A 26,142-nucleotide genomic window follows, 5' to 3' on the forward strand; every position below is an offset into this window, starting at 1 on the left:
AGACTCCTATAAAATAACATTGCGTAGTCTGACGGTTGCAGTAAAGACGGCACGTAAGTAACGGTCGTTAGTATTGATAGTTTCATCTTCTGAAAGCTGATAACTACGTGCGGCATTAGCGTTACCAACTGCCTTCAATGATCTAACTAGTACAGTAATATTTACACTGACTACTTCTTGCCAGCTAGTCACATCTGTAGAGTTTACGTAACGATCCGCTATCCCATCAGCATCTAAATCTTCACCATAAACAAATTGAATATTTTCAACGCCTTCTGCAATTTCTTCTGAAGCCGATGATCTTGATCCGCTGCAATTCAAGGCAGGTACTCCCGCCGCGTTATTGGCGACAAAAAACTGATTATAAATCTTAGCGGCATCACTCGATGCATCACCACCTAAGCGACATGTTTCAGGTAACTCGTTGCCCGCACAGTCTGTATTTAAACTATCATCACCCATATACACCACACCTAAGGTGTCACCAAAAGTCGTATTATTTGTCATTGCAGAGAACAAACTAGGCTCCATAACACTGTCTACTGAACCAGAACAACTAGTAGAACCAACCGCACCCTGAATAAATACATCATCAAATGGAGCAACTAAGTCAGACGAGTAACCCGCATGCTGAATGACATCAGTGAGCTGTTGAAGTACCGCACGTCCATTATCTTGTAACATTGAAACCTGATCAGTCGTAATGCTAGATTTCTTCCCGCTGATATAGACATAACTAATGCCAACAATGATAAATAGACCAAGGACTAATGCAATCATCAGCTCAAGAAGTGATAGACCCCGTTGTTTGAAAATTGTTTTTTTCATCATTTGATAACCGTGTTGATTACTAATTCACGAGGAACCGTAACGCTTCCGCTATTTTCTTCGCCCAGTTTTTGCTCATCCCAAGCCAATGAAAATGTAAGTCCATCATCACAACCGGCTGCACAGGTAATATTTAAGCTAGCATTACTGAGTCCACCTTTCATACCAGCAAAGGCATTCCCAGTTTTTCCGCAGTAAGCACTAAATAGATCGTAATTGGCCATATCTTCGGAAGAACATGTCGCGGTACTCAAACCACAGTTAGCCGCAGGAGCTAGGGAGCAATTTAACGTTGAGCTATCGACAACATAGTTTCCAGCAGAAACACCATTAGGGTTGCTTCGCATACGCTCTAGTAGAGCTTGAACATGATGGGCTGCTTGGTTTTTTGAGAAAGCTTGCTGATTACCTTTTAAACCAACGAACTGCATGCCAGCAACACCGACTAAGCCGATGGCGACAATCACTACGGCAACAAGAACTTCTATTAAACTGAAGCCTCGCTGTGACGAAGAATAATGCATTGTAATACTGCCTCTATTTTTATTTTTTAGGCTGAACCGACTATTACACTGGTGATATCGTGTGCGTTTTATTTTTAATATTTTAATTATTGTAACGAAAATCACACTTTGAATGGAAGTACCACCGATCAGAAGGCTCGGCGTGAGGTAGGGTTGAAGCAAATTGACTACTTAAAATACCCTTTACTATCAGCGATTGAACTCAAGTAATTTACCTGACCCACGAACATCCACATCATCTTTCTTGGACCAAACAACGTCACCATTTACGATGGTATTAACGACAGAGGAACGAAATTCATTACCTGAATAAATAGTCCAACCAGCGGTAGACAATACATCTTCGTTACGGGCTATGAACGACTCATCAATATCTACTAGCACCAAGTCTGCCCAATATCCCTCACGTATATACCCTCTATCCTTAATCAGAAATGTATCGGCCACAGAGTGACTTATTTTTTCAACAATCAACTCTAAGCTAAAAATTTGATCTTGAAAGTGTTCTAGAATTGCAGGCAAAGCCAACTGGGCTTGAGGCATACCAGCAGCTACTTCAAAGTAGGAACCTTGCTTTTCTTTAAGGGAATAAGGAGTGTGACCAGAGCAAATATTCGTAATATTATTATCTAGAAGCCCCTGCATCAGAGAAGCTCTATCAATATCAGATTTTATGGCGGGGTTATACTTAAGTAACGCCCCCTTCTGCTCGTAATCACTCTCAGAAAACGTCAAGAAATGACTACAAACATCAGCAGTTACTAAGCTATCGTGTCTTTTAGCGCTTTCAATTAGCTCAATCTCTTCAGTACAAGAGACGTGCAGTATATGTATTTGCTTATTTAATTTTTCGGAAATACCTAAGACAGCTTCTGTAGTATCAGCGCAAGATTTGGCACCTCGAATTACCGAATGAAATGGAATAGGTATATCATCACCATAAATCTGACGATAACTTTCTTCATTTTCGAGTACCGATGGCATATCATCGGCCTCAATCGCCACAACAACAGAAGATAAACCGACCAGCTCCTCAACTAACTGCAAACTATCAAACCGATAATAATCACTGACTCCAATCATCGATGCAAAAACGGCACAAATATGGCCTTTAATACTAGAATCTACATAAACACCCAAGTTTATAGGGTTTGCGACTTCATAAATTGCTAAGTTATTTTTTAAATTCGGTCGTAATTGCTCAAGCTGCTTGGCCTTGGGTAAACCAGTTTTTTGCTCGCTATTAATAGTGGGCAACAACATAACACTCGTTATTCCACCCGCAACAGCCGCACTAGTTTCAGACAAAAATCGCTCTTCACTAAAAGTGCTGCTAGCAAGACTAAACTGAGTATCAATCATACCTGGCAGTAAATACAGGCCTTTTGCATCAATAAAACGATCTGAGGATAAGTGACTTAAATTTGGGCTTATTTGTTCAATCCGACCGTCACGAATATAGACATCTGATTCAAAAATAACACCCTCATTCACCAACTGCGCATTGCAAATAAGTAAGGTAGTCATAATTCCCTTCTACTTGTTATGAGGAAAAAGTTTTCTCTAACAATTCAAAACTATAGGAATACATATTTTTTTCATCTGATGAAAAAACTTCGTGTCGTATTTGCTTCCAAGGGTAATTGGAATAATCGGGGAAGCAAGTATCCCCTTCTAACTTCGTTTGAATGTGAGTTAGATATAGACGATTTGCAATAGGCAAAGCCTGCTCATAAAGCTGCTGTCCACCGATGATAAACACTTCGTGTTCTTTATCGACTAAAGCTAAAGCCTCATCAAGGCTTGTTACCACATCACATCCAGCAATAACTAAATCACTTGAACGAGTTAACACGATATTTCGACGTCCAGGTAATCGCTTACCGATAGAGTCAAAGGTCTTACGTCCCATAATGATAGGACAACCCATTGTGCTTTTCTTGAAATATGCAAAATCTGCAGGAAGATGCCAAGGCATCGAGCCATTTAAACCAATGACTCGATCCTCTGCCATCGCAACAATCATCGAAACGATCATTTTACCACGCGTAAAGAAGGTCGCTTAGGCGGTGGTGTTGGTTCTGGGTCATCTGACCCAGTCACCTCTTCATCAGAATCAGAAGTAGGCAATAACTCAAACATCATACCTTCGCTATTTTCAGCAGCATAGATTGCACGTACTGCATTTATAGGTGCATAAATAGAGAAAGGCTTACCACCAAAACGTGCACTAAAACCGAGACAGTCATTATCAATCGCAAACTGCTGTACAGCACCAGGCGATATATTTAAGACAATCCGCCCTTCCTCAACATACTGCCGAGGAACTTCTACAGTAGGTAAGTCAGCATCAATCAAAACATGAGGTGTCATGTCATTATCGAGAATCCACTCGTAAATGGCACGCATCAAATAAGGGCGATTAGAAGTCATCATGGACGGATGTTTTTCTCAGCTTCAGTCAACGAGAATTGAAACATCTCACGAGAGAAAACACGATCCATATAGCGCATCAGAGGCTTTACGTCAGTAGCAGGCAAGTCGATACCGTACTTAGGCAAACGCCATAATACTGGTGCGATTGTGCAATCCACCAAAGAGAAATCATTACTTAAGAAGTAAGGCTTAATCGCAAATACGTCAACTGCAGATAATACGCCTTCGCGTAAAATACGACGTGCTTCGTCAGCTCTTGCTTGATCAGTACCTTCCATATCACGTAATAGACTATACCAATCTTTTTCAATGCGGTACAAAGCAAGACGTGAATGCGCACGTGTAACAGGATCAACAGGCATCAATGGTGGGTGAGGAAAACGCTCATCCAGATACTCCATAATCACTCGTGCGTCATACAGCACAAGATCTCTGTCTATCAATGTTGGTGCAGTGTTATACGGATTTAACTCTGCGAGATCTTCGGGTTTGTTATCCGGATCAATTTCTATAATGTCTACAGTGATGTCTTTCTCTGCTAACACTATTCTTACACGATGACAGTCTGCACAGTCAGGTAGTGTAAATAATGTCATCACAGAACGTCGATTAGAAACTGAACTCATTCAAATATCTCCTAGATCCAGAATACAAAAAAGGCTACCTCAAAACTGAGGTAGCCTCGGAATACTACAGCAAAACGTGATTAATGAATATCCTTCCAGAATTCTTTCTTAAGTAGATAAGCTACTATGAAGAAAACGAACAAGAATAATAACGTCAAAATACCATAATAAGTACGGTGTAGTTGAGCAGGCTCACCTACATAAACTAAAAAGTTAGTTAGGTCTTTAGCGAGTTGGTCAAATTCACCAACAGACATCTTACCCGGCTCTGCTAACTTCAATGTTTTTGTAACATGGCCATGACCGTCATCATGAACTTCAAGCTCTTGCATACCTTGCAACTCTTGGAGTACATGTGGCATACCCACATTTTCAAACACTAAGTTGTTAACGCCAAATGGACGACTATCATCTTTATAGAAACTTGTAAGGTAACTATAAATCCAATCACCACTCTTACGTGAACGTGCAACTAGCGATAAATCTGGTGGTGCGGTACCAAACCAATTTGCCGCATCCTTACTAGGGATTGCACTAATCATTAGTGAACCTGATTTACTCATGACATCATCTTCGTCACGCGTAAAGATAATTGACTTAATAGACTCATCGTCTAAGCCTAAATCAGTAGCCACTCGATTGTAACGACTAAACTTTAAAGAATGACAACCCATGCAATAATTAGCGTAGTACTTTGCACCACGCGCCATACTCAACTTATTATCAAGATCTACCTGAGCATCTTTTAACTCAACTGAACTACCAGCAGCATTTGCCACTGGAAATGCCGTTGCAAGTCCTAGCGTCAGAGTAGCAAGCAGTAATTTCAATGACTTCAATTTCATCCTGTCACCCTCGTTGGTACTTCTTTCTCTTTATTAAAACTTGATACGAACATTGGTAGGATCAAGGTAGACAATAAATAAACAAATGGAACTGTTAATAGCTGCCAGAAAATAGCAACACTCTCACCACTAAGATCAGCGTAACGCGTTAAATCCCAAATGATAGTAATGCCAAACAAAACTGCAAACCAAACAACGTAGTTAACTTTCATAGGGCGACTGTGTGCGTGAGTCACAGCAAAGAATAAGAAGTACACTTGAGTACAACGAATACCCAGCTCACCTAAGAATGGTGTAACTGCCTTAACACCCAAAACACCCAAAACTACGAAAGCAACACAGAACCAAACCAAATTAATGTAATGCGCCTTGTTACGGTAGCGAATTGATTTGATTGGGTTCTTATCGAGCCAAGGTAATACAAACAACACCGCGATAGCAGCGAACATTGCCAACGTACCCAAGAATGGGTCAGGCACAGCTCTAAGCACTGTATAAAAAGGTGTGAAGTACCAAACAGGCGCAATGTGCTCAGGCGTCTTTAATGGATTTGCTGGTTCAAAGTTAGGGTACTCTAAGAAGTAACCACCACCTTCTGGCATAAAGAACAATATTGCAAAGAAGACGATGAAAAAACCGACAACACCTACAATATCTTTAACCGTGTAGTAAGGGTGGAATGGAATACCATCTAATGGAATACCATTTTCATCTTTGTGTTGCTTGATATCAACGCCATCAGGGTTATTGGAACCAACCTGATGAAGCGCAACGATATGTACAAATACCAAACCAACAAGGATCAATGGTACTGCAATAACGTGGAATGCGAAGAAACGGTTCAATGTTGGATCGGAGATAACAAAGTCTCCACGAATTGTCTGAGAGACAATCTCACCAACATACGGAATCGTATTAAATAGATTGATGATTACCTGTGCACCCCAGAAAGACATCTGTCCCCAAGGTAGCATGTAGCCCATGAATGCTTCGGCCATCAACGCTAGGTAAATTAGCATTCCGATCAACCAAACCAACTCACGTGGTCCTTTAAATGAGCCGTAGATCAAACCACGGAACATATGCAAGTAAACAACAATGAAGAACATCGATGCGCCAGTTGAGTGCATATAGCGAATAAACCAACCGCCTGGCACGTCACGCATAATATGTTCGACAGATGCAAAAGCCAATTCAATGTCAGGCTTATAATGCATCGTCAGGAAAACACCTGTAACGATTTGCAATACCAAAACCAGCATAGCAAGCGAACCAAAGAAGTAGAAAAAGTTAAAGTTCTTTGGCGCGTAATATTCTGCAATATGCTTATTCCACGTATCTGTCAGTGGAAATCGAGCATCAATCCAATTCAGTAAACCGTTCATTATGCAGCTACTCCATCTTCGCCAATTCGAATTAAAGAATCAGTCTTATAATAATGAGGTGGCACTGTCATGTTTGTTCCAGCAGGTGAGCCTTTAATTACTCGCCCAGCAAGGTCAAAACGCGAACCGTGACATGGACAATAGAATCCACCTACCCAGTCAGCACCAAGATCAGCTGCCGCAACTTCTGGACGGTACGTTGGAGAGCAACCAAGGTGAGTACAAATACCTACCATTATCAAATACTGATCTTTGCGGGAACGATTTTCGTTAGTTGCGTACTCCGGCTGAATAGAAGCCAGTGACGTTGGATCTTTAAGTTTTGGATTTACCGTCGGTAATGCAGTAAGCATTTCGTCAGTACGGTTAACCACCCAAACTGGTTTACCTCGCCAAATAACACGAATCAGTTGCCCCGCTTCCACCTTGTCGATATCTACTTCAACAGGTGCGCCGGCCGCTAAAGCACGTGCACTAGGTGTTAATGAGCCAATGAAAGGAACTGCAATCGCGCCAACGCCTACAGCGCCGACGGCTGAGGTAGCACCAATAAGAAAACGTCTACGCTTCTTATCCACTCCGGTATCTGCCATTTTAATCTACTCCCAGATCTTAAGTAACTGTGCCGATAATTGTCATTCGGCGGAGACGCGTGGAAGGCACGATCGTCTCGAACAGGCGTGGCTGATAGCTAACAATGCACGCTGCAAATCGGAGTATACTCGCCCAACTTGCAATTCAGGTCAAGTCATAATCAGCTAGCCAACTACATTCGTTGAACTCTTTTAGGCTACATAAGTCCCTGACAACTCTTATATCATTACATAATCCAATGAATCCTTAAAAAACAACCACTTTTTGTGTTTATTTAAGGACATCCACACCAAAAGCCAACTCTTTCTGATATGCTAAAATCTGCACTAAATATATTGGAGGATGTATGGCTACATTAGAGCAAACAGGTTACCAAGGACTTTCTGAAGTCGTTGTCAATCATGTGGATAACGAGGCACCTATGAGGTGGCTCGAGAAAGGCTACAATGACTTTAAAAACAATCTAACACTTAGTTTATTGTACGGCGCTTTTATTGCAGCTATTGGTTTAATAATGACCTTTTCTGTAGAGCTATCTCCCAGTGTTATTCTTGGTTCAATTACTGGTTTCGTGATCGTTGGTCCCTTTGTGGCGATCGGTCTGTATGACATGAGTCGAGAAATGGAATTTGGTCGAGAGCCAAAACTTCATCACGCACTATCTGCATTAAGAAACAACACAGGAACGCTACTGACTTTCGCACTAGCACTCGGCTTCCTACATACCGTGTGGACTCGACTAACCGGTCTCCTAATAGGTTTGTTTTTCCAAGACTTAAACATTTCCAGAGGTAACTTAATGGAAATATTGAGCGAGCCTCAGACAATCCTATTTCTTGGAATATTTCTCCTTATTGGAGCAGTTATCGTCAGCTTTACGTTTGCTGTCACTGTTATCTCCATCCCAATGATTATGCATCGTAATGTAGACATCGTTAGTGCCGCCATTACGAGCATCAGAGTTGTGAAAAAGAACCCACGTAAGATGTTCACATGGGCTGCCATGATTGGCACGCTAATGCTGATTGGCATTGCAACGGGCTTCATTGGATTGATTGTTGTATTCCCTATCGTCGGACATGCAAGCTGGCACGCTTACCGTGAGTTAGTTGAACGTCCTGAGCATCGCATTGAAGAAAACGGCCCACTAGTCAGTGAGTAATATTTAAGGATCTTATTAGGCCTCCACTTTGGGGGCCTTTTTATTGCCTATTATTTATAGATATTTACTAACACCTAGGCCAGCCAAACAACTACTTACATACCTCATCCTCATACACCCATCAGAAGGCATCGACCCAAACAAGCCATACCAGAAGCCTCTTAATATCCGCTATACAACATAGATCGACCCTAGCAGGATCTGAAGCACTTATCCCAGAGCAACAACAACAACAACAACCCACAAAGCCACAAACAAAAAAGGCCAGTTGCATTACACAACTGGCCTTTTGGCATTAACAAATTAAGTTATTTCAATAACTACTTACTATTAGCAATAATATAGTTAACAGCCTCAATAACTTCTTCATCTGACAGTGTAGGGTTACCACCCTTTGCCGGCATAGCGCCTTTACCCTTTAGAGCCGAGGCATGCAATGCAACTACACCTGTTTCTAAGCGAGGCGCCCATGCAATTTTATCTCCAATTATTGGTGAATTAGCAGCACCAGTATCGTGACAAGCGAAGCATGATGATTTGTAAGTAGACTCACCCAATGCTGAGGCAACCACGGTATCAAGCTTAATTGCAGCAACCTCTACCACAGGAGCTTCTACATCAGTAACTGCAGCTGTCGTATCAGCCACTTCAGCGGTTGCAGCAACCTCGATCCCAGCGGTACTAAGCATATCTGCTACCGCCGCATACATTTCTTCATCTGTCAGACTTGGATCACCACCACGAGCAGGCATACCACCCTTACCTGTTATGGCGCTCTGAACTAGGGAATTCATATCACCCGCCATTCTAGTTTCCCAATCTGCTTTGGCACTAGCTTCTAACTTAGGCGCATTCGCCAAACCAATGGAGTGACAAACTGCACAAACACGCTTAACCGTATCGCCACCTGCTCTTGCAGCACCAGGCTCCGCAGCTTCTTTTTTGATCTCAACATTACCGATAGGCTCTAGCGCAACTATCATCTGCTTTTGAGCGGGCGTTGCCTCAGCGACACCATGTGACTTTGGCGATGGACTAAAGATATAGAACAACCCAACAATCAAGACTAAAGCGATCTGCACCCAAAAGACTCGGGGTAATTTTTCGTGAGAACCAGCCATGGCTTCCTCCAGTTAAAATATTAGTTTTCGGTATAACGAAGAGCACCTACGTCAGGTTATCTTGCCGACGTTTAGTATTCAGTTTTATATATAAAAAAAATGCAATAAAGGCCATGATAAACCACTGCATTGCATAACCCATATGCTTACCAATCTTGCCAAAATACGGCTGCCACTCCCGAACATAACCTTGAGGCGATTCAGGTGACAGTTCAATCATAATAGGCAGTATCTCTACACCTAGTTGAGTGGCAAAAACCGACGGTTCAAATGCTTGAATAACCGACGGGTAATTAATTTCATCTTCTTCAATGCGCTCAGCTAACTGAATCGCATTGGATGGCGTTTTAATCACTCCATCAATACTAGCCACTGCTTCAGTGACAGCAATATCTTGAAACTCATCGCGACGCCCTAAAATCGGTATCCAACCACGATTTATCATGACGACCTGCTGCAAACCATCAAGAAAAAAAGGCGTTAACACTTGATAACCTGACCGTCCCTTATTCGTTTTATTATCCCAAAGGTACTGACGACCATTATCAAATCGCCCCACCAACCGCGCTGGTCGATACACTTCATCTTTAAGTGTGCTGAGATCTGATTCGTTGATCAACAGCGGCGGTTTAGCAATAGCATTAACAACGCCCTGCTCAATACCACGCTTTTCATCTGCTCGATTTAACTGCCAGTTACCGAGCATTATCAACACAGGAAAAACAACAAGGAAAGCTAGCGATGGAATAAGTGCTGGTTTGAATACAAAATTAAAGCGCGCCATCTGGCTGTATCCACCCCATCCAATATGAAAACATCAGAAACATAAACAGTAAGATTGACGCTCCAATCCGCATTGTTAATGCCTTAAGCATTCGACGTGAACCCGATGGGTCTTTCATCATGTAATACCCTGCAGAACCAAGGCTATACAAGATAAATACAAAGAAGCACAGCACCACAACTTTTATCAAGATAATGCTCCCAAAATCTTATTCAATAAGTAAAACGCCAAAGTAAGCTGAACTCTACCAGCACTTTAGCGTTTTACAACAGCAATTTAACTTAGACGAACCAGTAAACGTAGATGAACAAACCAAGCCATACGACATCTACAAAGTGCCAGTACCATGCGACAGCCTCAAATCCGAAATGATTATCTGCATCAAAATGACCGCGAATAACGCGCATCAATATACAGATCAGCATGATGGTACCCAAGGTGACGTGCAACCCGTGGAAACCAGTCAGCATATAGAAGGTACTACCATAAATCCCAGAGGTCATCTTTAGGTCAAGGTGACCATAACCTTCGGCGTACTCTGCAACCTGCAAACCCAGGAACAGAACCCCTAAAGCAATCGTAGCCATCAAACCGTAAATAATTTGATCACGCTTACCATTATAAAGCGCCCAATGCGCCCACGTTAGCGTCGCACCACTAGCTAGTAACAGCATCGTATTTAGTGCAGGGATTTCCCACGCATGAATAACAGCCTTTGGAACAACGAATGCTTCTGGTTTAGGCATTTCAATGAGAGGCCATACGGCTTTAAACTCAGGCCAGAGCAACTTCCCCGTCCACATGTTATTGCCTTCACCGGCCAACCAAGGCACGGAGAATTCTCTTGCGTAAAATAACGCGCCGAAGAATGCAGCAAAAAACATAACTTCAGAGAAAATAAACCAAGCCATACCGATACGGAAAGACTTGTCTACTTGTTTGTTATAGAGACCAGATTCACTTTCATGAACCACCTGCCCCATCCAACCAAACACCATGAATAAAATTATGACTAAGCCGAGTATCATAATACCCGTACCCATAATTCCGCCGTGCAGCGAGCTCGCAAAACCACCAAGCATAGCGGCCATCCCCACTGACCCCACTATTGGCCAATAACTACCTTCTGGTACGTAATACTGATCTTTAGACTGCATTTATTTCTCCTACACTCATCAATGCTTATACGTTATGCATCTGGTTTTATTCTGAAAAAGTTGTACGAAAGTGTGATGTTCTGAACATTGCCATCCAAGTCTGGCTCAACCACAAACCGAACCGGCATTTCTACTGGCTCATGCGCCTTAAACTCTTGACGAGTAAAGCAGAAACATTCCAATTTTTTGAAATGTGTTGCAGCCTGACTTGGCGCAACACTTGGCACCGCTTGACCCACAACAAACTCGTTGGAACGGTTTTCTGCCAAGAACATCATGGTGTAGACCTTCCCAGGAACAACATCCATATGACTGACTTTAGGCTTGAAGCTCACTGGGAAACCAGCAGCAACAGACGCTGTAAAGCCAACCGTTACGATGCGGGATTCATCTACCTCGTAGACTGACGTATTTTGATAACTACTATTCGTCGTCCGACCATTAAAACCAGTAACATCACAGAGGATGTCATAGAGCGGGACTAATGCGAACGCAAAACCAAACATGGCCAGCGGTATCATCACCAACTTAATCCAAAAACTTTTTGTTACTGGTTTTGTCTGGGCCATTAACGTCCTGAAAGCATCAAAGTCATCGTAAATATGCCAGCAACAACAGCAAAGAAAATCACTGCCGTTATCGCTGCACCGCGTTGTTTCCGTTTAGTATCAGACATTACAGTCCTCACTTAGTGATTATCGCCAGTGTGACTAGACTCTTTAAGAATCAACTCACGTGATGGCTCTTCGTTAAATGTGTGGTAAGGCGCTGGCGTTGGAAGTGTCCACTCCAACCCTTTTGCACTTTCCCAAACACGCGCTTCCTTCACGACTTTGCCATTACGAATACAATCAACAACGATGTAAGCCAATAGCAAGAAAGACAGACCGAATGCGAAACCACCTAAACTTGCGATCAAGTTAAAGTCCGCAAACTGAAGACCATAATCAGGGATACGACGAGGCATACCTGCAAGACCTAAGAAGTGCATTGGGAAGAACAAAACGTTGACCGAGATAACTGCCCACCAAAAATGAATCGTCGCTAATTTCTCATTAAACATGCGACCACACCACTTAGGTAACCAGTAGTAAACACCCGCAATAATTGAGAATAGCGCCCCACTAACTAATACATAGTGGAAGTGAGCAACAACGAAGTACGTATCATGGTATTGAATATCTGCTGGAACGATTCCCAACATAAGCCCTGATAAACCACCGATAGTGAAGAGAATGACGAACGCGACCGCCCACATCATGGGGATCTCAAATGACATCGAACCGCGCCACATGGTTGAAACCCAGTTAAAGACTTTCACCCCCGTTGGCACAGAGATCAGTATAGTCGCATACATAAAGTACATCTGGCCCGCTACAGGCATACCGGTTAGGAACATGTGATGCGCCCAAACGACAAATGACAAAATAGCGATAGAACCTGTTGCATAAACCATTGAGCTATAACCAAATAGCGGCTTACGGGCAAAGGTCGGGATGATCTGCGAGACAATACCAAATGCTGGCAAAATCATGATGTAAACTTCAGGATGACCAAAGAACCAGAATATATGCTGGAACATAACTGGATCACCACCACCTGCCGCATCAAAGAAACTAGTACCGAAGTTACGGTCAGTTAGCATCATTGTTACCGCACCGGCTAGTACTGGCATCGCTGCAATCAGCAAGAACGCTGTAATAAACCATGTCCATACGAACAACGGCATATCCATCAACTTCATGCCGCTAGCACGCATATTCATTACTGTCGCAATGATGTTGATTGCACCCATGATAGATGAGAAACCTAACATGTGAATCGCGAAGATGAAGTAGTCAGTACTATCTGGCGCAAACGTTGTTGATAACGGTGCGTAGAAAGTCCAACCAAACGCTGGTCCACCACCCTCCATAAACATCGTGCTTAATAGCATCGCACCCGCAAAAGGCAAGATCCAGAAGCTCCAGTTATTCATACGAGGCAGTGCCATATCTGGCGCTCCAACCATCGTTGGAATCTGGATATTAGCCAAACCAACAAACGCTGGCATGATCGCCCCAAACACCATAATCAAACCGTGCATGGTCGTCATTTGGTTAAAGAACTGTGGCTCTACAAACTGTAGGCCCGGCATAAATAGCTCTGCACGAATAACCATCGCCATCGCACCACCAATCAGCAGCATTCCAAATGCAAACCAAAGGTAGAGATAGCCAATGTCTTTGTGATTGGTCGTTTTGACCCAACGCATTAAGCCCGGCTCAGGCCCATGGTGATGATCTTCGTGATCATGGTGCGTATCAGCATCAATATCAGTTGTCGTTGTTGCCATGTCAGTGCCTCCTTATCGTGCAGACTTAATCTGTGCGGGTTGAGTGATATCACCTGTATTATTACCGAACGCGTTACGCTCATAGGTGACGACTGCCGCAATATCACTATCGCTTAACTGCTTACCAAATGCTTGCATCGCAGTCCCTGCTTGACCATTTAGAATAATGGCGATATGCGCTTCTAAGTTTTCTGGCTGAGTAGTAATCGCACTGCCTGCCATTGCTGGGAACGCACCTGGCACACCGGCACCTGTCGTACCGTGACATGCTGCACAGTTAGTACTATAAACTTCCTGCCCTCGAGTCATTAGCTCATCCATACTCCACTCTCGGTCACCCGAAGCGGCAGCAGCGGCTATCTCTGCTTTCTGCTCATCAACCCATATTGCATAGTTTTCTTTAGACACCACTTCAACGACGACGGGCATAAAGCCATGATCTTTACCGCAAAGCTCAGTACATTTACCTCGGTAAACACCCTCTTCTTCTATATAAGCCCATGAGTCATTAATGAAACCAGGGTTTGCATCTTGCTTAACCCCCAACTCACGCACCCACCAAGAGTGAATTACGTCATTAGAAGTCATTAAGAAACGAACACGGGTGTTAACAGGAAGAACCAATCGCTTATCTACGTCTTGTAGGTAGTGATCATCTGTATTACGAATTTCAGCATTTTTAATACCGTCACGACTCTTCTTACTTAAGTTACTAAAGAAGCTCACGCCATTATCGAGATATTCATACTGCCACTTCCATTGATAGCCAGTAATTTTGACTGTCATGTCCGCTTTATCAGTATTTTCGAGGTCAATCAAAACCCTAGTTGCAGGTACTGCAATCGCTATCAATATAGCCAGCGGCACTGCGGTCCAGATTAACTCAATGGTAGTGCTTTCATGGAAGTTAGAAGCAACTGCTCCTTTAGACTTACGATGGTAGATCATTGAATAGATCATGACACCGAACACGATAACCGCTATCCCCACACAGACCCAAAATATGGTCATGTGTAAGCCGTATATATCACGACTTATTGGTGTTACCCCTTTAGGGAGATTCAAACCATATTCAGCAAATGCTGACCCTGGCACTGCAAGCAGTGGCAAAATCAAAATTTTGAATAAGGTCGCGAAGAATCGGTTGTTCAACATATAGCCTCCTCCAGTATCGACTCATAAAAAAATCCGTTCTATACGGATTAATATATCGAAAGTTTCGTAAGTTGAGATTTCAAAACTTTTGTGAGTATTACTTGCGCGACCTACCCGGATAAAAAGACGAAGTAAACCAATTACGACCTATAGCTAAAAGAAGCATTAAGACAATAATTTGCGCAAATAATTCTCTAATATTTTCACAGTCTACAGTCAAGTTAGAAAATTTACTAGCACCTATTACAAAAACTAAACCCTTATAAAAAACTTCAATTAGTCGAAGTAATAATGCGGCCAAAATGGTTATTTTAGTAGGGTAACAAACTTCGGTATAAGCTCATGACCCTTGATGAAGACCCCGTGAAAAACTTAGATATACTTACATTAACTCTGCCCATCCCGAATACACAACACCACTAAAAGTCGCATTTTTTTGACCCAAGTCTTAATAATACTTAAACCTTATACCTGTTTGTTGCATATGAGATTGAGATACCCTGCCTGACTAGAATATTATGGACACCCACTTTGCGTGCCAGATCAACAGGACCCTATTTTACTTAAAAGACCGTGAAAACACAGCAAAGTGCGGAGAGACACAAAACTATTAACAATAGGAACTGAAAAGCATCTGCGCTAGTATCAATCACTCAATTAATAGAGAGGGGAAATAAACTTATGGCTATGGCTTCAGGGAAGAAAACACTAATTGGTCTCATTGCAGTATTTGTTGCACCGATAATACTTGGCAGCTTGGTGTTTTTAAACGCTGACCGCCTTGGCTTAAGCGTTGAAACCACTAACTACGGCACACTTGTCAAACCTCCCGTCAATCTTTCTGTTGAAGGCGTTTTAGTCAACCAGTCACCCGCAGACGTTGAAGCATTAGTTAGAAACAAATGGACCCTGCTGTACATTACACCAAGTGACTGCGGTGAAGCCTGTGAAGCTAGACAAGCACTAATGAAGCGTATGCGACTTTTAACCAATGAAGACATGCGACGACTACAGACCGTAAGCGTTTACCCTCAAGCACCATCAAATACCGCAGAACTAACCAGCAATTATTCTAAGATGAAGATTGCCATTGCAGACGAGAAAGCTAGTGAGTTTTTGAAACAGTTCCCTAAGTTTGATGAGCACCCAATCTATGTCATTGACCCTTTAGGTAACCTGATGATGTATTACACGGGTGACTCTCCAGACATTAAGCGCATTATGAAAGATTTCAAGCGCATACTTAAATACTCTCAGATCGGTTAATTAATGACTAATTCAACACTCCCAACACTCAACGACTTTCTCAAGCTCTGTAAATTGAAGGTGGTTGCACTCATTATGCTGACGGCAATTGTCGGCATGTATATGGCAACAGATGCGTTGCCACCAATACAATTGGTAATACTCGCATCAATTGGTATCGCTTTAGCTTCTTGCTCAGCCGCTGTTTTCAACCATGTCGTTGATCAGCGTATTGATACTATCATGAAGCGCACTAAAAACCGCCCAATGCCAGAAGGCAAAGTAAACACTAAGCAAGCAATTATATTCGGTGTCATTATCGGAGTAATAGGCTTAGGTATATTGGCGCTTTGGGTTAATGTGCTGACCGCAACGCTAACCTTCTTTGCGTTGATAGGTTATGCAGTTGTTTACACCATGTATCTTAAACGTGCCACACCACAAAATATCGTCATTGGTGGTGCAGCAGGCGCGGCTCCACCAGTGTTGGGCTGGACATCTATAACCAATCAAGTAGAGCTTGATGCGTTGCTACTCTTTTTGATTATCTTTATTTGGACACCACCACACTTTTGGGCGCTAGCGATACACAGACATGCTGAGTACTCTAAAGTTGATGTACCGATGCTACCAGTGACACATGGCCGCGCGTTTACTCGCTTACAGATACTGCTTTACACCATCATTTTGTTTATCGTTACTTTAGTCCCTTACTTAGTCGGCATGTGTGGACTTATTTACTTAGTCGGCGCTGTAGTACTGGGTATTGGTTTTCTATATTACGCCGTTGAAATGCTTAGAAAACCTAATGATGAAAAGCTTCCAATGAAAACATTTGGCTACTCAATCAATTATTTGATGGTGCTATTTGTGATTTTATTGGTTGATCACTACTTCCCTTTACACCTTAGTCAAATACTTTAGGAGTTAACCTCATGGAATTTTTCAATGCGATAAAAAGTGTCATGGCCGCTTTTGTAGGCGTACAGAAAAAGAAAAATTTAGAGGATGACTTTACGAAGAAGAGCGCAACCCCTTTCATTGTGGCAGGGGTGCTAATGGCTATTATTTTTGTTGTTTCTATTTACACAGTAGTTCAGCTAATTTTACCTTAAAGGCAAGTCAGCTTTGCACTCCAAATACTGCTGCGATCTAGCTCAGAATCTTGAGCTATTTCAGCAATGGTTTTCTTCAATTCAGGGTGTATCACATCCGCAGCTATTTCAGCTAATGGGTAAAGCACAAAAGGAAACTTCAGAATCTCTGCGCGAGGCACATCCCTTTTAGGTTTTAATATCTCATCACCAAATAAGAGTATGTCTACGTCTACAGTGCGGGACACAAACTTCTCGCCATTGCGTACTCTATTTTGCTTACGCTCTAAGTTCTTCAAGTAAGCCCTCAATTCGTCATAAGGCATCACTGTATCGAAGCCTGCAGAAAGATTGATAAAATCATCTCCGACAAAACCTTCCGCCTTTGACTCATAAGCTTTTGAAAAAACGATATCTGGAAAATCCTTACGTAACTGCTGAACGCATGCACAGATATGAGTATCACGGTCGATGTTACTACCAATATCTACATATACCTTAGTCATTCCGCACTCCCTTTAGCTAAACGCTCAATAATTACGCCGACTTCTTGGGAGCCACTGACCGCTACTGGCTTACCCAAACTGACTTTCACCCAAGGCAGTTTCATATCTGATAGTAGTAGTGCCGCAATCTGCTCAGCCAACGTTTCAACTAATTGAAACTCACTATTCATTACGAAAGTTTCTACTAACTTTGCTGCTTCTTTGTAATTTAGGGTGTATTGAATATCATCCGTTTCTGCGGCAGGACGATTGTCCCACCCCATATCTAAATCAATTCGAATCTGCTGGCGAATCTTACGTTCCCAGTCATAAATCCCAATACAAGCATCAACCCGCAAGTCACGAATGTAAACAATATCCACGTGAAATTCCTAGTTAAGTAATAACAACAAAAGCACTTAAGTCTGCGCTTCTAAACGAGTTACATTTTGGTAGCCTTTCGGTAACATTTTACCGCGCTTACCACGCTCAGCAACGTACTCTTGGAGCTCTTCGCCAGAGATTGCTTTATGCTTCTTACCAACGTGAATAATCAATTTCGCATCTGCAGCCAAGGCAACCACTGACACAACCGACTCTTCGCCAGCCTTCAACTTCGCTGCTGGGATATTGATAATTTTATTACCCTTACCACGCGCTAATTGAGGTATCTCAGCCACATTAACAACTAGCAAATAACCAGCACTTGTAACCGCAGCAATATAACCATTTTCAACAGAAGCAATTGGACTTGGATCTAATAATTTAGCACCCTTAGCTAAGGTAACAATCGCCTTACCAGTTTTGGTACGGCTAATTAAGCCATCAAATTGACAAACAAACCCGTACCCCATGGTACTTGCCATTAATAGATACTGCTTGTCCGGACACATCAGTGCTTTCTCAAACAAGGCATTTGCAGGTGGCGTAAAGTGACTACTCAATGGGTCACCCTGACCTCTCGCCGAAGGTAAAGCATGAGCAGGTAGAGAGTAACTTCGTCCGGTACTATCCATCAGTACAACTTGCTGATTTGAGCGCCCGTAAGCAGAGTCACAGAAACTATCACCCGTTTTATAACTTAATGATTCAGCATCAATCTCATGACCTTTTGCCGCTCGTATCCAACCCATTTTAGATAAAACAACCGTAATCGGCTCACTCGGCATTAATGCTGCTTGATCAATTTGTTGAGCTGCTTCACGCTGCTTCAGTGGTGAACGACGATCATCACCATACGTTTCTGCATCTTCTCGTAACTCAGTACGGATTAAGTCAGACAGTAGCTCTGGCGAACCTAGTAAACCCTCAAGGTAATCACGCTCATCTTCAAGCTCATCCTGCTCAGCTCGAAGTGTAAACTCTTCCAGTTTCGCCAAATTACGTAGGCGAATATTAAGGATAGCTTCCGCTTGAATCTCTGAGATATTAAAGCGAGCCATCATCACTGGCTTTGGCTCATCTTCTGTACGAATGATCTCGATTACTTCATCAATATTTAGATAGGCGACTAACAAACCTTCCAAAATATGTAAACGATCTAACACTTTCGCTAAACGCCACTCTAGACGTTTAGTTACTGTATCTCGTCTAAACGACAACCACTCAACCAACGTTTCACGAAGATTGCGAACACGTGGGCGACCATCCGTGCCAATCATGTTCATATTGACGCGGTAGCTTCGTTCAAGATCAGTACTAGCAAATAGGTGTAACATAAGCTGAGCTATATCCACACGATTAGAACGCGGCGTCACCACTAAACGAGTCGGGTTTTCATGATCAGACTCATCTCTTAAGTCAGAAACCATTGGCAGCTTTTTGGCACGCATTTGTTGTGCAATTTGCTCAAGTACTTTACTACCCGATGTTTGATAGGGAAGATCGGTGATGATGACATCACTCCCTTCCTTCTCCCAACGTGCACGCATGCGGACACTACCACCGCCCTTTTCATACATCGCCATCAAGTCTTCACGAGGCGTTATTATTTCTGCAGCCGTTGGATAGTCAGGCCCCTGAATGAATTCACAAACTTCTTCTAAATCAGCATCAGGATGGTCTAACAGGTGTAAACAAGCAGATACAACTTCACGTAAGTTATGAGGTGGAATATCTGTCGCCATACCCACTGCGATTCCAGAGCCACCATTCAATAAAATATTAGGTAATCTTGCTGGCAATAACGCTGGCTCAGACAGAGTTCCATCAAAGTTTGGATTCCAATCAACCGTCCCTTGACCCAACTCTTGTAATAATACTTTAGCGTAAGGCGTTAGACGTGACTCGGTATAACGCATCGCTGCGAAAGACTTCGGGTCATCTGAAGAACCCCAGTTACCCTGACCGTCAACTAGCGGATAACGGTATGAAAACGGCTGAGCCATCAATACCATTGCTTCATAGCAAGCACTGTCGCCATGCGGGTGGAATTTACCCAACACGTCACCGACCGTACGGGCAGACTTTTTATGCTTAGAGGCAGCCGATAGACCAAGCTCAGACATCGCGTAAATAATACGTCGCTGAACAGGCTTAAGCCCATCACCAATATTTGGTAAGGCTCGGTCCAAAATAACGTACATGGAATAGTCCAAATACGCTTTCTCTGTATAATCTTGTAACGCTAACTTTTCACCCATAATCTATACAGCTTCTTACTTGTTGTTATTCGGTAGCCACGCCATTGCGAATTGGCTAAGGTGAGTTTTTTTAGATTCACTCAGGTAGTCATGCAATGTATCACAACCTTTCTGATACTCACTATTATTTAGTTCGCCTTTTGTTAGCTCTAAACGCTTACTAATCAAGAAGCTATTTAATGCATCCGCATCACAGGCATGACTTAGCTCAGTCAACTCTCCGTGCTGATAACACTCCAAAATATTAATACGCTCTAAACCAATGGCACTCGGCAAACTTAGTACTGAGGCCAGCTCTGACAAAGGTAATCGTCTAGCTTCATGATAGCCAGATAACTCAGTACTCAAGGTTGTATGAACAATTGAATCAATTGACAATTGATCAAATATTGCTGGGCAAGTAATGCCATGTTTCAAATATCGGTAAGCCAATACCGGACGGTCAAAATTATCACCATCCCATGACACCAACTCTGAGGCAGTCTCCATCAACTCAGCAAGGCGCACTAACAACTCATGCTCAGTACCTTCGGAAATAGAGATAACGCTTACTTCACCATTATCAGCCTCTACCACAACAGATGCTGAAACAATTTGGTATTGATACAGTGGCAAACGCTCAGTACCACGCTGTTGATTATGCAGGTGCACCATGGCCTTATAAACCCCTTCATCAGCGAGGTCGCCCAAATTATAAATTGCGCGCCCTGCTTCTACATCGGGTACAGCTGCAATAGCTAATGCTAAACGTGTCATGAAGGAAAAACTCCTGTTGAAATATAACGATCGCCTCGATCACAAATAATACTTACGATTGTGGCGTTTTCCACCTGCTCAGATAACTTCAAAGCAGCTACAACACCACCGCCCGATGAGACACCACAAAAGATACCTTCTTCTGTCGCCAATCGACGCATCATTATCTCAGACTCAAGCTGTGTAACATCCAACAACATATCCACTCTTGATGGGGCATATATCTCTGGTAAGTAATCACTATGCCAACGGCGTATCCCCGGAATAGAATCCTTATCAGTTGCAGGCTGCACACCAACAATTTGTACATTTGGATTTTGCTGTTTGAGATAACGAGAATTACCCATAATGGTCCCCGTTGTTCCCATTGCACTAACGAAATGAGTCACTTGACCTTGGGTGTCTCGCCAAATTTCTGGCCCTGTGGACTCAAAATGACTCAAAGGATTATCGGTATTTGCAAACTGATTTAACACTTTACCTTCACCAGCTGCCTGCATAGTCATTGCAAGATCGCGCGCGCCTTCAATGCCTTCTTTGGCAGATACAGAAATAATTTCTGCGCCATAAGCTTTCATGGAGGCACGACGTTCCTCACTCATGCTTTCAGACATGATGAGCTTCATCTTATAGCCGCGAATTGCCGCAACCATTGCCAAAGCAATTCCAGTATTTCCGCTAGTCGCTTCAATCAAGCTATCACCCGGTTTAATTTCACCGCGAGCCTCAGCTTGTTTAATCATACTCAATGCTGCTCGATCTTTGACTGAGCCACCCGGATTATTGCCTTCTAACTTAACTAGTAGCGTGTTATTAGTGTGACCTGGGATTCTTTGTAGGCGCACTAATGGCGTGTTACCAACTAATGACTCTATCGTCTGATAGTCCATACTTACCCCTCAAGTACTACGTTTGCGATCGCGTATTCCTGCTCATCTGAAAGCGATAGAAACAGATTTTTCACGCCCAATTTATTAGCGACTTCGAGTGTCGACTCATGCAAAACAAGAAATGGGCGACCATTTTCATCTTGGCGAACTTCGATTTCATTAAAGTTAACGCCTTTAGCGATCCCTGTTCCCAAAGCTTTTGACAGTGCTTCTTTTGCTGCATAACGTTTAGCAAAGAATGACAAAGGCTGACCGTGCGTTTGGTATCGATTTTGCTCATTAGGATGCAGTATACGCTCCACGAAGCGTTCGCCGTGACGCTCTAACACTTTTTCGAAGCGCGATACTTTGGCTATATCTACCCCTATCCCAATAATCATCGACTAGCCCACTAATACAAAAGAATGATTATCTCTTTTTTTTAAAAGGAATACCAAAACTCTAAGTATTGTTGTGGTTTCAAAAGATTAACAACTTTCGACTATTTAGCGGCTTCCCTAAAACCCTCAACCAGAGGTGGTCTAGAAAAACGCGTAGCTCGGAGTATTGTGACATATCCATCAACTCAGGCGAACGAAGCGCTACAAGTAGCTCTCCTGATACAGGGATACCACCCATTTGCTGTTGATTACGATTAAACAGCGACATACCGATACCTAAACGATAAATATAACGTTCAGTCACCAATATATCAGCATCACTTGATTCCAACTGCCACAAGTTGATTATGTGCCCCAAACCTTCAAGCAGAAGAAGTTCGAAGCGCATCAATACAATCATGGGGATTTCAGAGTCCACCAATAATGATAAACACCGCTGGTAGTTCTCATACAAGCCATCCAAAGATGTGTGTGGCTTTAAGCACTTGAGTAATAACTCATTGAGATACAAACCATAGAGTAAGTGCCCTGCTGGTATGCGGTGCCGGTAACGCTCATCTGTCTGAGTGAGCTTACCCATTTCGCCACGCCCCTGCCATTCAAACTGAAGTAGGCGAAATGCTTGTAAATGCCCTTTCTGTACTTTCCCTCGAACCTTTGCAGGTCGTGCCATACAGGTCAGACGACCCTGTTCGTGTGTGAATAAGTCCACGATCACATTTGACTCGGTATAAGGCCGTGTTCGGAGAATATAGCCAGTAGAACTCGCCATTAGCGGTTAGACATAATCCCAAGCTCTTGCAAGTGTCGTGGATTATTATGCCAATCTTCTTCTAGCTTAACCCACTGCTTAAGCACTACTTTTTTATCGACAAATTCTTCAATCGAGCGACGAGCATCTGTTCCAATGCGCTTTAGAGTCTCACCTTTTTTACCGATGATAATTCCTTTCTGACTTTCACGCGCCACCCAAAGGACAGCGTCAATTTCAACATGACGATCAGTTTCTTCATAACGTTCGATATTAACCGCAGTGAAGTAAGGTAACTCTTGATGCAGATTCAACACTAGCTGCTCACGAATTAACTCAGCACATATAGAGCGAACTGGTTGATCAGTAATACTGTCTTCATCATAAGACCACTCACCTTCTGGCACTGCTTCTACAAGCACCTCAAGCAAACGATCTATATTAATTTCACTCGTAGCAGAAGCCGGGATAATTTCTTTAAAATCATACTTAGCAGCCACTTTTTCCAAATACGGGAAAAGACGTTCTTTTTGCTGAACGCGATCAACTTTATTGACCAACAAAAATACTGGCACTTTAATATGCTTAAGACGCTTTAGCGCCAACTCATCTTCATCTGTCCACTTAAGCGCTTCTACAATCATAACAACCGCATCAACCGACTCAAGCGCGGCTACTGCCTCACTATTTAATGTCATATTAAGTAGGTTTTTAGCTTGCTGGTGGATCCCAGGCGTATCGGTAAAAATCAGCTGATAGTTATCCTTCGTAACAATCCCACGAATATTTGTTCGAGTTGTTTGAGGCTTATTAGCAATCGCTGAGATTTTATAACCAACTAATAGGTTAAGTAGCGTTGATTTTCCAACATTAGGACGGCCGATAATTGAGACAGAACCACATCGTTTATTCATTTTGAAATTACCTTTTGATATGCTGATGCAGCACATTCTTGTTCAGCTTTTCGGCGACTTGTTGAAGCGCCTTGCGTACGAATATTTAGACTTTCAATAAAACACTCAGTTGTGAATGTTTGACGGTGGGCATCGCCAGTCGTCGAAAGAAGAGTGTAACTAGGAATATCATGACCACGAGACTGAAGGAACTCTTGCAAACGACTTTTAGGATCTTTTAGCTCATCTTCAGCAGGTAAGTTTTTCAAACGAACGTCAAACAAGCTAAGTACTAATGCCTTAGCTGCTTCCATTCCTTGATCAAGGAAGACACTAGCAATAAGTGCCTCTAAGGCATCTGCAAGAATAGATGAGCGTCGAAAGCCACCACTTTTTAATTCTCCAGAACCTAGCTTTAAGAGATCACCTAGCTTTAACTCAATACTAATCTCAGCCAGTACAGACTCATTGACTAGTGAAGCGCGTAAACGACTCAAGTAACCCTCTGTTGCATCGGGCATACCATGATACAGCGCTTCAGTGATTACTACACCCAAAACACTATCACCGAGAAACTCCATTCTCTCGTTGTTATTTTTACCGCTGACGCTGCGATGCGTCATCGCGCGCTTGAATACTGAGCTGTTTAAGAACTCAGTACCCAATAATTTTTTTAGTTGTTTCGACAATCGATTACTCTTTCCAATTTACAGCCGACTGAAGACACCCGACCTACTTATTTTCCGCTACTACCTAGCTCAACAGCATACTTATGGTCTATTAAAAACGATAAATTTCCAAGCCAAGTCTTCTTAACTTCGTATTCTACCGTTAATTCACGTTTATTACTCTTTTTAAGCTTAACGATTTGAAATGGGTTATCTTTAGAGCCTTTACTGCTGTAATAAGCTTTCTCAAGGTCTGCCAAGTTATTAATGTTTAAGTGCTTTTCAACCTTAGCCATTAACTCACGTCGGTTAGCTTTTTCAGAACCGGCATCAGCTGCAATGTTATTCATTAAAGACCTAACTGAGTTGAACTCTAAATAACTCGGGCCGACTTTTAAACCCGCACTGATAATTAAAATACCGACAGAAATACCAATCAACCAAGAAATGAGTGTTGCACCCTGCTGTTTATGCTGTGATTTTTTCATTTTATTATTATCTTTATTTTGAGTTTCAGGAGTTTTTCTTATTGCTATTGTGTTTGCCTGAAAGCCACCCTGTCAAACACAGTTGACGGGCGGCTGTACAACTTTAATTCAGTGATGTACCTATACGAGAGAATTCAAAGCCATCTCCACCGCTCTGCCAATTCCAATGTAACCAGACAAGCGACGCTTGCCCAACAAGGTACTTCTCTGGAACAAATCCCCAGAAGCGCCCGTCATTACTATTATCACGGTTATCACCCATCATGAAGAACTGCCCCTGAGGAACGACCCACTCACCGACACCATTTGCAGTATCACGAGAGTAAACAATATTATATTCGCGCTCACCATCACCTGACTTCATCGACTCAGTAATATGCGGCACGTCAAACTTAACACCAGCAGACGATGTATAAGGATAGGCTGCTAGAGACTTCTGAGCAACAACCTCACCATTGACCAATAATCTTTTGTCCGATGTCCATTGAATATGATCACCAGGCAAACCCACTAAACGCTTGATATAATTAATACTTGGATTGTTAGGGTACTTAAATACCACTACATCGCCACGCTCTGGCTCACCGACATCAAATATCTTTTTATTGATAACGGGTAGTTTAATCCCGTAGGCATACTTCTTAACTACTACAAAATCACCAATCTCTAGCGTTGGGATCATTGAGCCTGACGGAATACGAAATGGTTCAATGATAAATGACCTTAAGAACACAACAACCAATAACACTGGAAGAAATGAACGTGCGTAATCAATCAACATTGGATCTTTATATTCAGCTCGCTTTCGTCCCATGACACAGCGATAAATAAACATAATCAAACCACAAACAATTGTCGCCAGTACTAACCAAAACTCAATACCGTAAAAAATTTCCAT

31 protein-coding genes are annotated in these 26,142 nt (G+C 42.6%); 4 read left to right on the forward strand and 27 right to left on the reverse strand.

Going from position 1 to position 26,142, the window contains the following annotated elements; all coding sequences use genetic code 11:
* Positions 1–6: 6 nt before the first annotated feature.
* The 9 genes from DKT75_RS01855 to petA form a co-directional block, all read right to left on the reverse strand.
* Positions 7–831 carry a PilW family protein gene (locus DKT75_RS01855; RefSeq protein WP_109821738.1) on the reverse strand — a complete coding sequence of 275 codons (825 nt, stop codon included), beginning with the start codon at positions 829–831 and terminating at the stop codon, positions 7–9.
* Positions 828–1,352, reverse strand: a complete 525-nt coding sequence (gene pilV / locus DKT75_RS01860; RefSeq protein WP_109821739.1) for a type IV pilus modification protein PilV — start codon at positions 1,350–1,352, stop codon at positions 828–830. Before pilV ends, DKT75_RS01855 begins: the two co-directional genes overlap by 4 nt.
* Positions 1,353–1,541: 189 nt before the next feature.
* The gene (locus DKT75_RS01865; RefSeq protein ID WP_109821740.1) at positions 1,542–2,879 is read right to left on the reverse strand and encodes an amidohydrolase family protein; all 1,338 of its coding nucleotides are present in this window, start codon (positions 2,877–2,879) and stop codon (positions 1,542–1,544) included.
* A 16-nt stretch (positions 2,880–2,895) separates the two neighbouring features.
* Positions 2,896–3,390, reverse strand: a complete 495-nt coding sequence (folA, locus tag DKT75_RS01870; RefSeq protein ID WP_109821741.1) for a type 3 dihydrofolate reductase — start codon at positions 3,388–3,390, stop codon at positions 2,896–2,898.
* Positions 3,387–3,788 carry a ClpXP protease specificity-enhancing factor gene (locus DKT75_RS01875; protein ID WP_245923036.1) on the reverse strand — a complete coding sequence of 134 codons (402 nt, stop codon included), beginning with the start codon at positions 3,786–3,788 and terminating at the stop codon, positions 3,387–3,389. Before DKT75_RS01875 ends, folA begins: the two co-directional genes overlap by 4 nt.
* On the reverse strand, positions 3,785–4,414 hold the full coding sequence (locus DKT75_RS01880; RefSeq protein ID WP_109821742.1) for a glutathione S-transferase N-terminal domain-containing protein: 630 nt from the start codon (positions 4,412–4,414) through the stop codon (positions 3,785–3,787). The genes DKT75_RS01875 and DKT75_RS01880 overlap by 4 nt, the downstream gene beginning before the upstream one ends.
* Positions 4,415–4,494: 80 nt before the next feature.
* Positions 4,495–5,259 carry a cytochrome c1 gene (locus DKT75_RS01885; RefSeq protein ID WP_109821743.1) on the reverse strand — a complete coding sequence of 255 codons (765 nt, stop codon included), beginning with the start codon at positions 5,257–5,259 and terminating at the stop codon, positions 4,495–4,497.
* Complete coding sequence (locus tag DKT75_RS01890; RefSeq protein WP_109821744.1) at positions 5,256–6,644, reverse strand: cytochrome b; 1,389 nt, start codon at positions 6,642–6,644, stop codon at positions 5,256–5,258. Before DKT75_RS01890 ends, DKT75_RS01885 begins: the two co-directional genes overlap by 4 nt.
* Complete coding sequence (gene petA, locus DKT75_RS01895; RefSeq protein ID WP_109821745.1) at positions 6,644–7,237, reverse strand: ubiquinol-cytochrome c reductase iron-sulfur subunit; 594 nt, start codon at positions 7,235–7,237, stop codon at positions 6,644–6,646. The genes DKT75_RS01890 and petA overlap by 1 nt, the downstream gene beginning before the upstream one ends.
* 347 nt (positions 7,238–7,584) lie before the next feature.
* Here petA and DKT75_RS01900 point away from each other — a divergent pair, with 347 nt between their 5' ends.
* Entirely contained in the window at positions 7,585–8,400 is an 816-nt protein-coding gene (locus DKT75_RS01900; RefSeq protein ID WP_109821746.1) for a DUF2189 domain-containing protein, read from the forward strand.
* A gap of 320 nt (positions 8,401–8,720) precedes the next feature.
* On the opposite strand, the gene DKT75_RS01905 is transcribed toward DKT75_RS01900, so the two are convergent.
* The 7 genes from DKT75_RS01905 to coxB form a co-directional block, all read right to left on the reverse strand.
* Positions 8,721–9,521, reverse strand: coding sequence for a c-type cytochrome (locus tag DKT75_RS01905; RefSeq protein WP_109821747.1), 801 nt, complete (start codon positions 9,519–9,521; stop codon positions 8,721–8,723).
* A 46-nt stretch (positions 9,522–9,567) separates the two neighbouring features.
* Positions 9,568–10,305 (reverse strand): SURF1 family protein, encoded by a 738-nt coding sequence (locus DKT75_RS01910; protein WP_109821748.1) that lies wholly within the window; start codon positions 10,303–10,305, stop codon positions 9,568–9,570.
* A complete protein-coding gene (locus DKT75_RS01915) occupies positions 10,292–10,495 on the reverse strand; it encodes a twin transmembrane helix small protein (RefSeq protein ID WP_211665114.1) in 204 nt (67 codons plus the stop codon). Before DKT75_RS01915 ends, DKT75_RS01910 begins: the two co-directional genes overlap by 14 nt.
* 91 nt (positions 10,496–10,586) lie before the next feature.
* Entirely contained in the window at positions 10,587–11,462 is an 876-nt protein-coding gene (locus tag DKT75_RS01920; protein WP_109821749.1) for a cytochrome c oxidase subunit 3, read from the reverse strand.
* A 32-nt stretch (positions 11,463–11,494) separates the two neighbouring features.
* Complete coding sequence (locus DKT75_RS01925) at positions 11,495–12,031, reverse strand: cytochrome c oxidase assembly protein (RefSeq protein ID WP_109821750.1); 537 nt, start codon at positions 12,029–12,031, stop codon at positions 11,495–11,497.
* 119 nt (positions 12,032–12,150) lie between these two features.
* Positions 12,151–13,797 (reverse strand): cytochrome c oxidase subunit I, encoded by a 1,647-nt coding sequence (ctaD, locus tag DKT75_RS01930; protein ID WP_109821751.1) that lies wholly within the window; start codon positions 13,795–13,797, stop codon positions 12,151–12,153.
* A 12-nt stretch (positions 13,798–13,809) separates the two neighbouring features.
* Positions 13,810–14,952 (reverse strand): cytochrome c oxidase subunit II, encoded by a 1,143-nt coding sequence (gene coxB / locus DKT75_RS01935; RefSeq protein WP_109821752.1) that lies wholly within the window; start codon positions 14,950–14,952, stop codon positions 13,810–13,812.
* 681 nt (positions 14,953–15,633) lie between these two features.
* Here coxB and DKT75_RS01940 point away from each other — a divergent pair.
* The 3 genes from DKT75_RS01940 to DKT75_RS01950 are packed head-to-tail and all read left to right on the forward strand — an operon-like array spanning position 15,634 to position 17,312.
* Positions 15,634–16,218 (forward strand): hypothetical protein, encoded by a 585-nt coding sequence (locus tag DKT75_RS01940; RefSeq protein WP_109821753.1) that lies wholly within the window; start codon positions 15,634–15,636, stop codon positions 16,216–16,218.
* Positions 16,219–16,221: 3 nt separating this feature from the next.
* Positions 16,222–17,121 carry a heme o synthase gene (gene cyoE / locus DKT75_RS01945; protein ID WP_109821754.1) on the forward strand — a complete coding sequence of 300 codons (900 nt, stop codon included), beginning with the start codon at positions 16,222–16,224 and terminating at the stop codon, positions 17,119–17,121.
* An 11-nt stretch (positions 17,122–17,132) separates the two neighbouring features.
* On the forward strand, positions 17,133–17,312 hold the full coding sequence (locus tag DKT75_RS01950) for a DUF2970 domain-containing protein (protein ID WP_109821755.1): 180 nt from the start codon (positions 17,133–17,135) through the stop codon (positions 17,310–17,312).
* On the opposite strand, the gene folK is transcribed toward DKT75_RS01950, so the two are convergent.
* The 11 genes from folK to lepB form a co-directional block, all read right to left on the reverse strand.
* A complete protein-coding gene (folK, locus tag DKT75_RS01955) occupies positions 17,309–17,797 on the reverse strand; it encodes a 2-amino-4-hydroxy-6-hydroxymethyldihydropteridine diphosphokinase (RefSeq protein WP_109821756.1) in 489 nt (162 codons plus the stop codon). The genes DKT75_RS01950 and folK overlap by 4 nt on opposite strands.
* Positions 17,794–18,159 (reverse strand): dihydroneopterin aldolase, encoded by a 366-nt coding sequence (gene folB / locus DKT75_RS01960; protein ID WP_109821757.1) that lies wholly within the window; start codon positions 18,157–18,159, stop codon positions 17,794–17,796. Before folB ends, folK begins: the two co-directional genes overlap by 4 nt.
* A 36-nt stretch (positions 18,160–18,195) precedes the next feature.
* Complete coding sequence (gene parC / locus DKT75_RS01965) at positions 18,196–20,418, reverse strand: DNA topoisomerase IV subunit A (RefSeq protein WP_109821758.1); 2,223 nt, start codon at positions 20,416–20,418, stop codon at positions 18,196–18,198.
* A gap of 15 nt (positions 20,419–20,433) precedes the next feature.
* Positions 20,434–21,174 carry a hypothetical protein gene (locus DKT75_RS01970; RefSeq protein ID WP_109821759.1) on the reverse strand — a complete coding sequence of 247 codons (741 nt, stop codon included), beginning with the start codon at positions 21,172–21,174 and terminating at the stop codon, positions 20,434–20,436.
* A complete protein-coding gene (cysM, locus tag DKT75_RS01975) occupies positions 21,171–22,064 on the reverse strand; it encodes a cysteine synthase CysM (protein ID WP_109821760.1) in 894 nt (297 codons plus the stop codon). The genes DKT75_RS01970 and cysM overlap by 4 nt, the downstream gene beginning before the upstream one ends.
* A 2-nt stretch (positions 22,065–22,066) precedes the next feature.
* On the reverse strand, positions 22,067–22,444 hold the full coding sequence (acpS, locus tag DKT75_RS01980) for a holo-ACP synthase (RefSeq protein ID WP_109821761.1): 378 nt from the start codon (positions 22,442–22,444) through the stop codon (positions 22,067–22,069).
* Between the two features lie 79 nt (positions 22,445–22,523).
* The gene (gene recO, locus DKT75_RS01985) at positions 22,524–23,216 is read right to left on the reverse strand and encodes a DNA repair protein RecO (protein WP_109821762.1); all 693 of its coding nucleotides are present in this window, start codon (positions 23,214–23,216) and stop codon (positions 22,524–22,526) included.
* The gene (era, locus tag DKT75_RS01990) at positions 23,216–24,109 is read right to left on the reverse strand and encodes a GTPase Era (RefSeq protein WP_109821763.1); all 894 of its coding nucleotides are present in this window, start codon (positions 24,107–24,109) and stop codon (positions 23,216–23,218) included. The genes recO and era overlap by 1 nt, the downstream gene beginning before the upstream one ends.
* Positions 24,106–24,777: a ribonuclease III gene (gene rnc, locus DKT75_RS01995; protein WP_109821764.1), complete on the reverse strand. Its 672-nt coding sequence runs from the start codon at positions 24,775–24,777 to the stop codon at positions 24,106–24,108. Before rnc ends, era begins: the two co-directional genes overlap by 4 nt.
* Positions 24,778–24,824: 47 nt before the next feature.
* Positions 24,825–25,244, reverse strand: coding sequence for a DUF4845 domain-containing protein (locus tag DKT75_RS02000; protein ID WP_109821765.1), 420 nt, complete (start codon positions 25,242–25,244; stop codon positions 24,825–24,827).
* A 103-nt stretch (positions 25,245–25,347) separates the two neighbouring features.
* The gene (gene lepB / locus DKT75_RS02005) at positions 25,348–26,142 is read right to left on the reverse strand and encodes a signal peptidase I (protein WP_109821766.1); all 795 of its coding nucleotides are present in this window, start codon (positions 26,140–26,142) and stop codon (positions 25,348–25,350) included.

Origin of the sequence: Leucothrix arctica (genome assembly GCF_003172895.1) — a bacterium.
Lineage (GTDB): Bacteria > Pseudomonadota > Gammaproteobacteria > Thiotrichales > Thiotrichaceae > Leucothrix > Leucothrix arctica.